Origin of the sequence: Streptomyces sp. NPDC042638 (genome assembly GCF_040647235.1) — a bacterium.
GTDB classification, from domain to species: Bacteria; Actinomycetota; Actinomycetes; order Streptomycetales; family Streptomycetaceae; genus Streptomyces; species Streptomyces rameus.
In genome coordinates this window covers 44,475-57,158 of record NZ_JBEZBT010000009.1, presented here as the reverse complement: position 1 = coordinate 57,158, position 12,684 = coordinate 44,475, and the positions used below count along the sequence as shown (strand labels likewise).

The following is a 12,684-nucleotide window of genomic DNA, read 5'->3' as shown; positions in this document are numbered from 1 at the left end:
CAGTGACCCCAGTGACCGGTGACGGTGCGTCGTGCTGATCACCGTGCCGGGCGACCCCGCCCACCTGCCCCCGGAGTATGCCCTCGACGGCCTCAGGGCGACACGCCTGCCCAGCCACTGATCACACCGCTCAGAACCCGCCTCGAGCCGTGGCACCGAACATGCGTGGCGTCATCGGGTCCCGCGCCGAGCCGCGGCACCCCTGCACACGAAGGAGTCCTCACTCATGAGCCTGACCGCCGAACAGACGCCCGCCGGGCAGCCAGAGTACGGCGATGCGACGTACCCCTTCCACATCACCAGGGAAGAAGAACGGCAGTTGCGTCTCCTGGGAGCCGAGGCCGTCCCGTCCCTTGTGATCGGGCAGGCCACGTCCTTCGACGAGTACGCCCGCCAGCTGATGATCCCGCCGGCTGTCATGGACCTCGCGCGCAAGGCCGAAGACCTGCGCCTGTCGGCGTGGGAGACCGAAGCGATGCGCAAACACCTCGCCCCCGCCACCGCGCCCGGCGAAGAGGTGGGCCTGCTGCGCCAGATCCTCGTGGAGAAGTACAAGCACGATCCGTCCCACCCGCCGTACATCCGTGTCGCCTGCACCGGCCGGGGCGACTACGACCACCTGGCAGCAAAGCACGGCCACCTCCACCCCGACGACCACCCCAAGGGCGACATCGGCTCGCCCGTCGTCCTGGAGATCTGGCCCGCTCAGCACTACTCGCCCATCCACTCCCACGGCCACACCACCGGCATCGTCTTCTGCCTCGACGGCCAGCTCGACGTCATGGTCTACGAGCACCTCGACTGGAACGCCCGCAAACTCGGCCTGATCACTCTCACCCCCGGGCAGTGCGCCTGGCTGTCCAGGGACAACTACGCCGTGCACCGGGTGTACTGCCCGCTGGACGGCGGCGGCGGATCCACTGGCCCCGGCTACATGAACGCCTCCGCCGATTTCGGCGCCAGCTTCCACGTCTACCTCAACCCGGAGGAGACCGGCGTCGAGGACGACGACGGCGACAGCTACAGCCGCGATGCCTTCAACTACATCGACGAGGAGTCCAAGAAGCGGCGTGCCTTCGCCACCGAGTCCGACCTCTCCTGGAGCATCCTGCGCCGGGTCCTGGCCAACACCAAGCTGACCTGAGCCCGCCATGAGTCGTACCCCTCCGCTGCGGTTGCGTCCGTGTCGTGCTCGACCCGGCGACCGACGCCCGGTGGCCGCTACCGCGGGGAGGGGGCTCACCCGCGCCGGCGAGAAGCTTCTCGCCGGGACGGTCGGATCCGACCAGTGCTGGCCGATGCTCTCGCGGCCCGATTCACCGAGCTCGGCCTGACCATGGTCGAGTCCTCCAGCCCCGGGCGTCGTAGGCGATCGCAGTGCGACCGACGCCTTTCGGATGGCGACGTTCGACCAAGCCGCCCTCGCATTACTGGAACAGGGCCTTCTCACCCGCCACGACATCGCGAACTTGCGGGCGCTCCACCACACCCCCTCCTATACCGACACCGGCATCACTCCGATCTCGGTCAGTGGCCACAAGGCTGCGCACGGCCGGGGCGGTCGGTTACCCGCGACCTCGTCAGCCCGGTGCGTGCCCTTTGTCGAGTGCGCGGGTCGTGCGGTCGCCGGGCAGAGGGAGGGGAAGGGCTGGCCGCGCCTTCTCCCGTCGCAACGCATGGGCAATCGCGCGCGCCTCGACGCCCGCTTGGCGAAGGACACCCGTGAGGGGGTTGGTGTATCCGGTGAAGTACAGGCGCGGGGCCGTAGGGTGGCACTGCCCGCCTACGGCGAGGGGCTGCCCGGCGTCGTCGAGTACGCCCAGGGGCCCCACCAGGTCGTGCAGGTCGGACCGGAACCCCGTGGCGGCGATGACCGTGTCGGGTCGCAGCCGGGTGCCGTCGGCCAGCACCACGTCCGGGCCGTCGAACGCCTCGACGGCGGCGACCGGCTCGACCCGGCCGGACAGGACGGCGTCCACGAAGCCGTGGTCGAGAACCGGGTTGACCTTTTCTCGGACGTTGCGGGTGTACAGACCCGTGCGGGGCCGGGGCAGTCCCCGTGAGGTCAGGTCGGGCACCGCGAGACGTTGCGTGAGCAGGGAGGTGCGGTCCCGCCACGCCAGTGGGAGGACCTCAGTCAGCCGGCCGGCCGCATGCCATCGGGCGCTGGAGCGGGGCAGGATGTTGGGTGGGGTGCGAACTGAGATCCGTACCCGTGCGGCTCCGGCCCCGGCCAGGACGCTCGCGATCTCGGTACCGCTGTTGCCGACGCCGACCACCAGCACGTCCCGCCCCCAGTAGGGGATCGGAGAGCGGTAGTGGGCCGAGTGCAGCAGGGTGCCGGTGAACGTCGAACGCCCTGGCCAGCGTGGAGTGTGGGGCGTGTGGCAACGGCCGGTGGCCACCACGACCGCACCAGCGGGTACCGGACCGTCGGCAGTGTGCACCAGCCATCGTGCTCTCGAACCTGGCTCGGCCCGTTCGATGCGCTGTACCTCGGTGTTCACCCGGACGTCGAGTCGGTGATGAGCGACGTAGTGCTCCAGGTAGCGCACATAGTCGTCCCGGCTCACCCAAGGACCCGCCTGACGCGGAATGGGCAGGCCGGGGAGTTTCGACGCGCCGGGAGTGGTGTGCAAACGCAGGTGGTCGTAGCGCTGCGCCCAGCTCGCTCCCACGCGGTCCGACCGTTCCAGGATCACGGCCGGCTCGCCGGAGCGGTTCAGCAGTGCGGCGGCCGCCAAGCCGTGCGGGCCGGCTCCGATCACGATCGTGGGAGCACTGAAGTCTCGCTGTGGTGTGGGGGGCATCACCTCCTACAACGGCAGACCAGGGCCTACGTCACGCCCAACTCACAGATGTCACACAGGAGGTGACTGCCGTTACACCGGCGGTGCGGACTCGTTGGTCACCCGGCAGCAGACGTTGCGCGAGGGTTCGTCGTCCCGAGAGCCGGCCCGCAAGGGGCTGAGGCGGCGCCGCCCTTACTCGCAGGTCCCTACCGGGTCATGAGCCGCGCAGGCCAGCACAGCATGAGCCTGCGCGGCCCCGGCCTCCACGGGGGATCCCTCCGGAACGGCTCGCTCCACCTGTCCGATTCCTTCGAGGGGTTCATGTGCAAGCAGTACCGACGCGCCCCCGGCCACGGCTGCGGATCAGCGGAGTTCGCAAGGCGTACGGCGGCCGGCAGGTCCTGCGCGAGGTGGACCTTGACGTGTCTGCCGGGACACTGGTGGGAATCGTCGGCGAGAACGGTGCGGGCAAGAGCACTCTGCTGCAGATCGCCGTAGGCCACCTCGCACCCGACCGCGGCACGGTGACACGAACCGGAGCAGTGGGGTACTGCCCGCAACGGTCCGTACTGAACGACGCGTTCACCGTCGAACAGCATCTGCGGTTGTTCCAGAGGGCCTACCGGCTGCCGACACTGGAACGGGCCGGCGAGCTGATGGAGCTGCTGGCGATGACCGCCTGCCGACGACAGAAGGTCGGCGAACTCAGTGGTGGAACGCGGCAGAAGCTGAACCTGCTGATCGCTCTCATGCACGATCCACACCTGCTGGTCCTGGACGAGCCCTACCAGGGCTTCGACTGGGACACCCACCAGCGGTTCTGGGCCCTAGCCGCCGCCCTGCGCGATCAGGGCCGGTCGATCATCGTGGTCTCTCACCTGCTGCACGACGCACACCACTTCGACGCGATCGTGCATCTGCGCCAGGGCCGTCTGCACTTCGAGGAGACCGAGCGTTGAAACTCACCTGCGCGGCTTTCACCGAGCTCCTGCGCTGCACTCTGCTGGGCCACCTGCGCAACCGGCTGGCCCTGGTTCTGGCTGTCGCGTTCATTCCCGTCTGGATCGCCGTGGCACGCCTGTGCACATCCGACCAAGTGGTGCGCATCCGGCTGGACGCCATCAGCGTCCCCGTCTCTGCTCCGGCCAGCCAGCTGGGCCAGGTGGCCAGCGCGCTCGGCGCCGTCACCATGGTCGCCGGCTTCATCACTTTCACGGAGACCTTCCAGTCCCGTCAAATGGACCGCCGTCTGCTGCTGGCCGGCTACCCCCGGCTGCCGATGCTGCTGGCCAAACTCACTGCCATCGCCCTCACCGCCGTCGCGCTGGCCCTTTACACCACGATCCTGCTGTGCGCTTCCCTGCCCGTACGCCACGCAGGCCCCCTGGGGCTGGCCCTCGCGGGCGCCGGCCTCGCCTACGGCGGCATCGGGCTTCTCCTCGGCTCCCTGGTCCGGGGCGAGCTGGAGGGCTTCTTCCTGATCATCATGCTCAGCCTGGTCGACACCGGTCTGCAGAACCCCGTCTTCAACACACTCATGGATGTGGCAGGCGTTTCCGCGCTTCCTCTGTACGGCGTGAACCAGCTGGCGCTGAGCTCAGCCCTCACCCCCCAGACTCCCTGGTCCCACGGCCTGCTCTCCCTCGCCTGGTCCGCAGCGACCGGGGCCCTGGCGCTGCTCGTCCTCCACCACCACCGCCCTTCCCGCTCCTCGTGGTCCCGCCGGACGAGAGCCGACGCAGAGTGATCACGACGAGTTCGGGCACCTCCGAGTGCCGGCGCCGCTGATGGCGGCGGCTGTCGCGCTGCCCCGTACCCAGGGGCCGGACGTCTTTGATCTCCGTCCTGATCATCAGGTGCCTATGGAACTTGTTCAGCGATGCCCTTGGTGTGCACAGCCGTCTGGCACCCGGCGGGCCGGAGCAGGCCTGGAGGCGGGCGGCCACGGCGTCCAGGCCGAGTGCGGCCAGGGCTGGCCGACGACCATGTCACCCGCACGCGAGGGCGGTATCGGAGTCGGCTGAGCCTTCAGCGGTTGTCGTGGAGCTCCTGGTGCATCTGGGGCTGGTCGTCCTGGTCGTGAGTGAGGGCGTAGAGCTCGACCTGATTGAACGCCTTCGACGCCACCCCGAGGATCTCGTCGTGGGGGTTGACCCCGACTGCCTTCTTCGCGCTGCCGCCGCCCACGCCGCCGACAGTACTGCTGAAGAGGCTGTGCATGGCCGCCGCGGGCTTGGCCGCCAGGTCGACGGCGCTCCTGGGGATGCCGGCCATGTCGGCGTACTTGTCCGTGAACGCGGTGCGGACCATGGCGATGAAGGGCTCGTAGAAGCCCGGCGGGAGCATCTTCTCCTTGTAGAACTTCAGCGCCTGCGCGGTCATGACATTGCAGTCCTCGCCCGGCTGCCACTCCCTTTCCCGCATGATGCTCCAGATCCGGTCGACCAGGTCGACGTCCTTGGGGATCAGCCACTTCCCGGGGGTGCCGAGGTAGTGGTTGATGTAGTGCCAGGCGTTCACGAAGCCCTGCGCGTCGTCGTGCGCCACATGGACGCCGAGGTTCTTCATAGCCTGGAGGATCTGAACGCTGAAGACGCCGATGGCGCCGGTGGTGTACTTCTGGGAGACCGGCTCGCCCCACTTGGCGTAGTCCCACTGGCCGCTCTTCTTGTGCAGCTGGCGGACGGAGGCGTGGACCAGGCGTACCTTGGTCACGGTCGCCGCCAGGGTGCCGTTGCGCAGGGCGTCCTTGTCACCCATGCCGATGAACAGGCGCGAGGACTGCGACAGCCGCCGGCCGAAACCGTTCACGCCGCCCAGGCGCCCGGTGGTGCGCAGGGTGTGGGCGCCGGTCGGGGAGAGGTAAGTGCCGATCAGGCCGACGGTGCCCTGCAGCATGGAGGCCACGCCGTGATGGTGAGCGAAGAAGCCCTCCGCGGCCTTGACGTCGGCCTCGCTCCAGCCGGGCGGCTGTTCGGAGGCATCGTGCAGGAACTGCGCGAGCCGTTCCGGAAGGTTGGACAGCTCGTCCATGGGCATGCGGGGCTTGAGTGTCCCGATGGTGCGGAACAGGCCGTTGACGCCGTCGACCTCCCTGTTGTCGATGAGATCGGACACCAGCGCGTCCGCAGCCGGGTCTCACTCCTGGTTTGCGGCCTCCATCTCGGCTTCCACGGTCTCAGCCGTCAAGGTCACAGCTCACTCCTCTCGACGCACCCACGGGGATGCGGCGCCGACCGGATCGAACCCCCGGCGCGCCACACAGTTGATCTTCACCATTGCAGTCCGAGACCGAAATGCCACGAAGGAGTGACGAAGATGCACACCGGGGGCGTAACCAGGGGCGCACGACCGTGCCGATGACTGCGACCTGGTGGATGTCGATGCGGTTCCTCGGCCTTCTGGACGACGGCGACGACCTCACCAACCGCAAACCCCTGGCCCGGCCACGTCACCGCCGGGGCGGTGCTCGTCGGCCCCGACGGCCGCATCCTGCACAATCTCCGCAACGGCTCCAGAAGTGGCCGTCGAGCCGTACGCCAATCCGAACACCCCTCCCTCATTCGGAGTCATTCCGGGGCGGGCTCTTTTTGCAGTCGACCGTAGGGGCAGGGACGTCGACGACAGATACCCCCGGCAGATGCCGCTCGACGAAAGGGACCGTCCATGCGCAAGATCGCTCTCCTGCTCGGTTTGGCTCTCTCCGCAAGCGTGGCTGCGGCCGCCCCGGCCGCAGCCAACGGCCCCGGCTACCCTCCCAGCGACCAGGCGGTGATCATCAGCAACGCATCGACCGGCTTCTACCTGCAGACCGACACTCAGAATGAGAACCGGCCGCAGTACGTCCAGGTGTGGTACCCGTGGCCGCTGGCCAATGAGGGCTCGGGGTCGGTCTGGCGACTCAAGCAGAAGTACGGCGACCACTACGTCATCGAGACCGAACCGATCAAGAACCCGACCCCGGCCTGTCTGACGGTGCCGGACAACGCGAAGGACAACGGCCCGCTGACCGTGACCAACTGCAACGGCGGTCCGGCACAGGACTGGATCGTCCGCGAGGACGGCACCTCCGAGACCTACACCATCACCCCGGCCGGAGCGAACTTCCGGCAGTGGGCGATCACTTCGCAGTCGCAGAACTACCCCCACCCTGATGTGTACGTGACCCTCAAGCACTTCACCGGAACCAACGCGCCCACCAACATGCGCTGGAAGATCGACCCGAGGTCGGCCGCCTGACCCCCCGGTCAACGAAGGCCGACAGGCGCGGCGGCCCCGCGCGGCTGCTGCGGACCTGCGCCCCTGGGAGAAGCCGACAGAGCCGGATCTGCTGACCCCTCCGACCCTCTGACGGCGGCTCGCTGCGGAACACCCCCGCTCCAGCGGGGGTGTTCCGCAGCGAGCCCACGCCAACCTGTCTGCTGATCGGCGGAGCTGGTGTGCTGTCCCGGGGAAGTGCTCGTGCTGGTCCGGGTGGAGATCGGTAGCACGTGACCGTCTGTCACGGGTGTCCTCTGCGGTTCTCGGGCAAGATCCTCGGCCTGTTGCGTAGGTTCCGCGGCGGGAGGGGTCTTCATCGCGGATGCGTTGACGTGGACGATCGAGTAGCGGGTGCAGCTGGCAGAACGCGCTGAGAAGGTGCGGGGGACGAGGCGGCCTTCGAAGCGCTAGGTGCGAGCGGCGGCGGTCAGGGCCCTGCGGGCGGCGGGACCGGAGATCTTCTCGCCGGCCGCAGCGTGGTCCCGCAGCCGCGCGGCGGTGTCGGCGGCGGCCAATGCCGTTTCGACGTCGAGGATGGCGTGGATGCCGCGGGAGCCCTAGCCGCTGGAGGTGCGTGCGTCCAGGACGGTGCGCATGTGGCCGTACTGGATCCGCTTCGTCTCCCGCTCCAGGTTCCGAAACTCATGAGAGCGGACGAAGGCAAGCAGATCCCGGTCGACCGTGCCATCCGGCGCCACGAACCACCGGATCACCGGGCCCAAAGCCCATCCGGGCGACCGCCGCCGGCGGGTCCTGTGCCCCCAGGACCCCCTCAGGCGGCAGCGTCCCCCAGCGTTCCGGATCCGGCACGCGCACCACATGCCACTCGTTCAACCAACGCCTCCCCTGACGCTTGAACTCGCTCAATCATCAGGGAAGTGGCGTCGGTGACGGTGCGGTAGTGGTCGAGGGCGTCGCCGTGGGCGTGCATGAGTCGGGCAGGCCGGGGGAGTCCCAGACCCGACGACGGTGCTGACGACGACGTCCTGCCCCTTCTCGGCGGCGGTGACCGAGCGCGGTCGAGAAAGTCGTTCCGTGTTGACGTCGGATCGGCGTGCCGCTCGGTGAGATTCGCCCGGTCGCGGACGACGGCGGTCCCACCACGACGAGGTCACCGCCGACCGCGCCCGCTACGACAACGAGGCCGCCGCGGGCTGACGCGCGGCGACTCCTCCCGATCTGCGCCGGCGACCCGGCTCGGGCCCTCAGGTGGCTGGCCGCCAGGATGCGGCGCTACGGGCTCGATCCCGAACCGCTGCCGGACCAAGCCGGCGTGGTGATCAATCCCAGCAACACCACGGGGGCCGTACGGCCTGGTGAGATCCTCGACGGCATCACGACATCACCCGCGGACACGACCTGATCCTGCCGGCCGACGAGACGGACTCCGACTTCCTCCACGACGGCACCAGGCACACACCGCTCGCGACGTGCGCCCCGGACTCACCGTTCCGGACCCTGCTGTCCCCGTACGGCGGCCCCGCGTGACACGATCCTGAGCGGCTCGCGCCGCGCCTCACGCGCGGTGACGGCGGCCACGCTGACCACGTTCACGGTGTTCGCGAGCTTCCTGTCCGGCCGGCCCGCCTGCTGGCTGCCGAAGTCTCCGGGCCGGCCGCTGTCCCACGGGACGTCCGAGACGGCACGGGCCCCGTCGAGCGAAGCACGGCCGGCACCTCGACGCCGGGGGAGTGGCACACCCAGCGGAGGACCGAGGCGCGGGAATGCCTGCTGCGCCTTGCTGGGCTGCGGCCCGCCCCTTGGTCGCCGGGCGGGCCGGTAACGCCTCCACCGGCTCGATGCCAGGGCGCGGCCGAGCATCGCGTCCCCGTCATGCCCCGTTGCCGCGCAGCACGGCGAACGCCTGGTGCAGGAGCTGGGTGAAGTCCTCGACGGGGGTGGGCGGCCCGGCCACCGGTTCGTCGCGAGTGGTGAAGGCGATCAGGGCGCTGCGCACGGCGGCGACCGAGGCGCGGGCCAGGACGGAGGCGTGCAGGGAGCGGGTGGGGGCCGGTTCGTCCGGTGACCGGCGTGCGAGGCGGTCGGCGAGTGCTTCGGTGATGCCGTCCTCGAGGTCGGTGAGCACGCCGCTGCGCCGTGTGCCGGTGGACAGGGCGCGAGGTGGTACGCCGACGAAGAGGATGCCCAGGCCGCCGTTGAGGCCCTGGGCGGCGGTGAGCAGGCCGTTGAGTACGGCCGTGTAGGGCGGCTCGCTCGCCGGGCGGCCGGCGATCTCCTTCACGAGTAGCGGCACGAAGTCGAGGATCTCCGCGAAGACCAGGTCCTCCTTCGAGGGGAAGTAGCGGAAAAAGGTGCGTTCGGTCACACCGGCCGCCGCGGCGATGTCCTTGACCGTCGTCTCCTGGTAGCCGCGCTCCGCGAACATGCGGGTGGCCGCACGCAGCAGACTCCCGCGCGTGGCGGCCTTTTTGCGGTCCCGCCGCCCCATCTCCTGCACGTTGCGCTCCTCCACGCCTTCATCCTGGCACGCCCGCCGTCCGGGACCGGGATCCGCTCTCCTGAAACTGTCAGTCCTGACAGTACGGGTACCGTGTCAGTCATGACATTTTCTGGTCGACTGGTCGGGCTGGGTTTCCCTCGCCGCACGGTGGTCTCCCTGGCCTCCGTGCTCGTCCTGGTCACTCTCGCCGGCACGGCAGAGGTGGTGACGCGGGGACGGATCGCAGATCGGATCGCGACGGCGGCCGCGAAGCGTCTGGGCACCAGACCGGCGGTCGGGCTCGGGGCCACACCCGTGCTCTGGCAGCTGGCGCGGGGCGCCTTCGCGGACGTCGAGCTGACCGCAGACGACGTGGCCGCTCGGCACCTGACCGGGCTCCGTGTCGACGCCCACCTTCGTCAGGTGCGCCGGAGCCGGAAGGGCGGCACGGTCGGTTCGTCCACCGTGACCGTCGACATCTGCTCCGCGTCTCTGGTCGCGGGCGCGAGCGCGGGCCCTGCGGAGAGCGTGGTGGTGCCCGATCCCGCGCACGGACGGCTGGTCGTGCACATCGGCCGTGCCGGTGCTCTGGCTGTCGCGGTCACCCCGGTTCTGGACGGCCTGACGATCCGGGTCACGCCTGGTCGGCCCACGTTCGCCGGCCGCCCCCTCCCCGACGCCCTGGCGAAGAAGGTCACGGCCAGAGCCGGCCGCACCGTCCCCCTGTCCGACCTCCCGCTGGAACTGGCACCGCGTCGGCTCCAGGTCACCGATGACGGCCTCCGGCTCACTCTGAGCGGCGGCCGCGCCGCGTTCGACGCCTGATCCCGCGCTTCCCGGCGTCTGCCCGCGGGTTTCTCCCCGAAGGTGCCGCTCAGCCCCGCAAGTCCCTCTCAAGGAGCACGTTTCCCATGGCTTCCCTCCTCTACCGGCTCGGCCGCGGTGCCTTCCGGCATCGCCGGGCTGTGCTGGCCGCCTGGCTGCTGGTGCTGACCGCGGCCGTCACCTGCGTGATCACGTTCGGCGGCACGACCGACGACGAGTTCACCGTCCCGGGCTCACCGGCCCAGACCGCGATGGACACCCTCAAGAAGGAACTGCCCTCGGCAGCCGGGACGAGCGCCCAGATCGTCTTCGTCGCGCCCAGGGGTCATGCAATCACCGAGCCGAGGTACGCCAACGCTGTCAGCGCCACGATGGCGAAGGCCTACAAGGCGCCCCAGGTCGTCGGCGTCACCGACCCTGCGCGGAACAAGGTCATATCGCCGGACCGCACCGCCGCACTCGGCCAGGTCCGCTACCAGGTCACCCGCGCCGGCCTGCACGGGGACAGCCTCACCTCGCTGGAGAAGACCACAGAGCCGGCGAAGGACGCCGGGCTCACCGTAGAGGTCGGCGGGTCCGCGTACGGAAGCAGCAAGAGCACCGGCCACACCAAGGAACTATTGGGAGCGGCCGTCGCCCTCGTCGTCCTCACGATCACCTTCGGCTCGCTGTTCGCGGCCGGCATGCCGCTGCTGACCGCTGTCGCCGGCGTCGCCGTCACCATGCTGGGACTGTCCGCGCTCACCGGTGTGCTGACCATCTCCAGCACCGCCCCGTCCCTCGCCTCGATGCTGGGCCTCGCGGTCGGCGTCGACTACGCCCTCTTCCTCCTCTCCCGTCACCGCTCCCACCTCGCCACCGGCATGGACACCGAGGAGTCGGCCGCCCGGGCCACCGCCACCGCGGGCAGCGCGGTTGTCTTCGCCGGTCTTACGGTGATCATCGCGCTGTGCGGCCTGTCCGTCGTCCGCATCCCCTTCCTGACCGTGATGGGCGTGGCCGGCGCCGCCGCGGTGCTGATCGCGGTCGGCGTGTCCACCACGCTCCTGCCGGCCTTGATGGGCTTCGCCGGTGACCGGCTACGTCCGAAGCCAGGCTCGCGCGCGGCCCGCCGCGAACAGTCCGCGCGCGGCACCGGGCACGGCAGCCGCAGGACCATGGGGGAGCGCTGGGGCAGGTTGGCGATCCGCCGGCCGCTGCTGACCCTGCTGGCCGTACTCGTCGGCCTGCTCGCCGTCGCGGTACCCGCCAGGGACCTCCAACTGGCGCTGCCGGACAACGGTTCGGCCCCCGTGGGCAGCAGTCAGCGGCAGGCGTACGACACCGTCTCCGACAGGTTCGGGCCCGGCTTCAACGGCCCGCTGCTCGTCCACGCCGACACTTCCCACGCCCCGGACCCGCATGCGGCCACCGCAAGCCTCGTCAAGGACCTGAAGACCGCCGACGGCGTCGCCGCGGTCGGAAAACCACAGGTCATCGATCACGGGGAGGCGGCCGTGATCCAGGTGGTACCGAAGACCGGACCCTCGGACCAGAAGACGAAAGACCTCGTCCAGCACATCCGCGACGAGGCACCCACCTGGCACGAGCGGACAGGGGCCGAGGTCTCCGTGACCGGTACGACCGCCGTGAACATCGACGTCTCCGACCGGCTGGCGAGCTCCCTGATCCCCTTCGCGCTCGTGGTCGTCGGCCTGTCACTGCTGCTGTTGCTGCTGGTCTTCCGCTCGGTGGTCGTCCCGTTGAAGGCCAGCTTGGGCTTCTTGCTGTCGGTGGCCGCCACCTTCGGCGCGGTCGTGGCCGTGTTCCAGTGGGGCTGGCTGGCGAGCGCACTCGGCGTCCCGGAGACCGGGCCGGTGGTCAGCATCCTGCCCGTCCTGGTGATGGCGGTGCTGTTCGGACTCGCCATGGACTACGAGGTGTTCATGGTCAGCCGCATGCGCGAGGCACACGTCCACGGCGCCGCACCCCGCGAGGCCGTCCTGGCCGGCTCACGCCACGCCTCCCGCGTGGTCACCGCCGCCGCCCTGATCATGTTCGCGGTGTTCGCGAGCTTCATTCCCGGCGGCAGCACCATGCTCAAGCCGATCGCCTTCGCCCTGGCCGTCGGCGTCTTCATCGACGCCTTCCTGGTCCGGATGACGCTTGTCCCCGCCGTCCTCGCACTCGTCGGCCGGGCGGGCTGGTGGCTCCCGAAGTGGCTCGACCGGCTGCTGCCCGACCTCGACATCGAGGGCGAACAGCTTGCCGCGGACCAGCCGACGGGCGGCGACGACCGGCACCGGCCCGGCGCCCCGGTCGCGGTCGGCGAAACCTTCCAGGAGAACCCGCGCTGACGCAACAGCCGAGCGGAGTCCGTGACCGTCA

10 protein-coding genes and 1 pseudogene are annotated in these 12,684 nt (G+C 69.7%); 7 read left to right on the top strand and 4 right to left on the bottom strand.

What is annotated here, in order from left to right:
* The first annotated feature begins 226 nt into the window (after positions 1–226).
* Positions 227–1,144: a hypothetical protein gene (locus AB0B40_RS10545; RefSeq protein WP_362263700.1), complete on the top strand. Its 918-nt coding sequence runs from the start codon at positions 227–229 to the stop codon at positions 1,142–1,144.
* 436 nt (positions 1,145–1,580) lie between these two features.
* On the opposite strand, the gene AB0B40_RS10540 is transcribed toward AB0B40_RS10545, so the two are convergent.
* Entirely contained in the window at positions 1,581–2,810 is a 1,230-nt protein-coding gene (locus tag AB0B40_RS10540) for an NAD(P)/FAD-dependent oxidoreductase (protein ID WP_362263699.1), read from the bottom strand.
* A 305-nt stretch (positions 2,811–3,115) separates the two neighbouring features.
* Between AB0B40_RS10540 and AB0B40_RS10535 the strand changes: the two genes are divergently transcribed.
* Together AB0B40_RS10535 and AB0B40_RS10530 are read left to right on the top strand one after the other, a co-directional pair.
* Positions 3,116–3,751, top strand: a complete 636-nt coding sequence (locus AB0B40_RS10535; protein WP_345047802.1) for an ABC transporter ATP-binding protein — start codon at positions 3,116–3,118, stop codon at positions 3,749–3,751.
* The gene (locus AB0B40_RS10530; RefSeq protein WP_345047801.1) at positions 3,748–4,539 is read left to right on the top strand and encodes a hypothetical protein; all 792 of its coding nucleotides are present in this window, start codon (positions 3,748–3,750) and stop codon (positions 4,537–4,539) included. The genes AB0B40_RS10535 and AB0B40_RS10530 overlap by 4 nt, the downstream gene beginning before the upstream one ends.
* A 281-nt stretch (positions 4,540–4,820) precedes the next feature.
* Here AB0B40_RS10530 and AB0B40_RS10525 read toward each other — a convergent pair whose 3' ends face one another.
* Entirely contained in the window at positions 4,821–5,909 is a 1,089-nt protein-coding gene (locus AB0B40_RS10525) for an oxygenase MpaB family protein (protein ID WP_345047800.1), read from the bottom strand.
* Positions 5,910–6,458: 549 nt separating this feature from the next.
* Between AB0B40_RS10525 and AB0B40_RS10520 the strand changes: the two genes are divergently transcribed.
* Positions 6,459–7,031: a hypothetical protein gene (locus AB0B40_RS10520; RefSeq protein ID WP_345047798.1), complete on the top strand. Its 573-nt coding sequence runs from the start codon at positions 6,459–6,461 to the stop codon at positions 7,029–7,031.
* Positions 7,032–7,462: 431 nt separating this feature from the next.
* Here the strand turns inward: AB0B40_RS10520 and AB0B40_RS10515 are convergent.
* Positions 7,463–7,663, bottom strand: a pseudogene (locus tag AB0B40_RS10515) (integrase); the annotation flags it as partial.
* A 614-nt stretch (positions 7,664–8,277) separates the two neighbouring features.
* Here AB0B40_RS10515 and AB0B40_RS10510 point away from each other — a divergent pair.
* The gene (locus tag AB0B40_RS10510) at positions 8,278–8,415 is read left to right on the top strand and encodes a hypothetical protein (RefSeq protein ID WP_345047797.1); all 138 of its coding nucleotides are present in this window, start codon (positions 8,278–8,280) and stop codon (positions 8,413–8,415) included.
* Positions 8,416–8,883: 468 nt separating this feature from the next.
* Here the strand turns inward: AB0B40_RS10510 and AB0B40_RS10505 are convergent, their stop codons facing one another.
* Positions 8,884–9,525, bottom strand: a complete 642-nt coding sequence (locus tag AB0B40_RS10505) for a TetR family transcriptional regulator (RefSeq protein ID WP_345047795.1) — start codon at positions 9,523–9,525, stop codon at positions 8,884–8,886.
* Between the two features lie 87 nt (positions 9,526–9,612).
* Here AB0B40_RS10505 and AB0B40_RS10500 point away from each other — a divergent pair, with 87 nt between their 5' ends.
* Both AB0B40_RS10500 and AB0B40_RS10495 read left to right on the top strand, forming a co-directional pair.
* Positions 9,613–10,317: a DUF2993 domain-containing protein gene (locus tag AB0B40_RS10500; protein WP_362263698.1), complete on the top strand. Its 705-nt coding sequence runs from the start codon at positions 9,613–9,615 to the stop codon at positions 10,315–10,317.
* Between the two features lie 86 nt (positions 10,318–10,403).
* Positions 10,404–12,653, top strand: coding sequence for an MMPL family transporter (locus tag AB0B40_RS10495; RefSeq protein ID WP_362263697.1), 2,250 nt, complete (start codon positions 10,404–10,406; stop codon positions 12,651–12,653).
* Positions 12,654–12,684 lie beyond the last annotated feature (31 nt).

Excerpts from the sequence above, each read along its gene's own strand:
- AB0B40_RS10545 (WP_362263700.1), top strand. The coding sequence starts at position 227 with ATGAGCCTGACCGCCGAACAGACGCCCGCCGGGCAGCCAGAGTACGGC.
- AB0B40_RS10540 (WP_362263699.1), bottom strand. The coding sequence starts at position 2,810 with ATGCCCCCCACACCACAGCGAGACTTCAGTGCTCCCACGATCGTGATC.
- AB0B40_RS10520 (WP_345047798.1), top strand. The coding sequence starts at position 6,459 with ATGCGCAAGATCGCTCTCCTGCTCGGTTTGGCTCTCTCCGCAAGCGTG.
- AB0B40_RS10510 (WP_345047797.1), top strand. The coding sequence starts at position 8,278 with ATGCGGCGCTACGGGCTCGATCCCGAACCGCTGCCGGACCAAGCCGGC.
- AB0B40_RS10500 (WP_362263698.1), top strand. The coding sequence starts at position 9,613 with ATGACATTTTCTGGTCGACTGGTCGGGCTGGGTTTCCCTCGCCGCACG.
- AB0B40_RS10495 (WP_362263697.1), top strand. The coding sequence starts at position 10,404 with ATGGCTTCCCTCCTCTACCGGCTCGGCCGCGGTGCCTTCCGGCATCGC.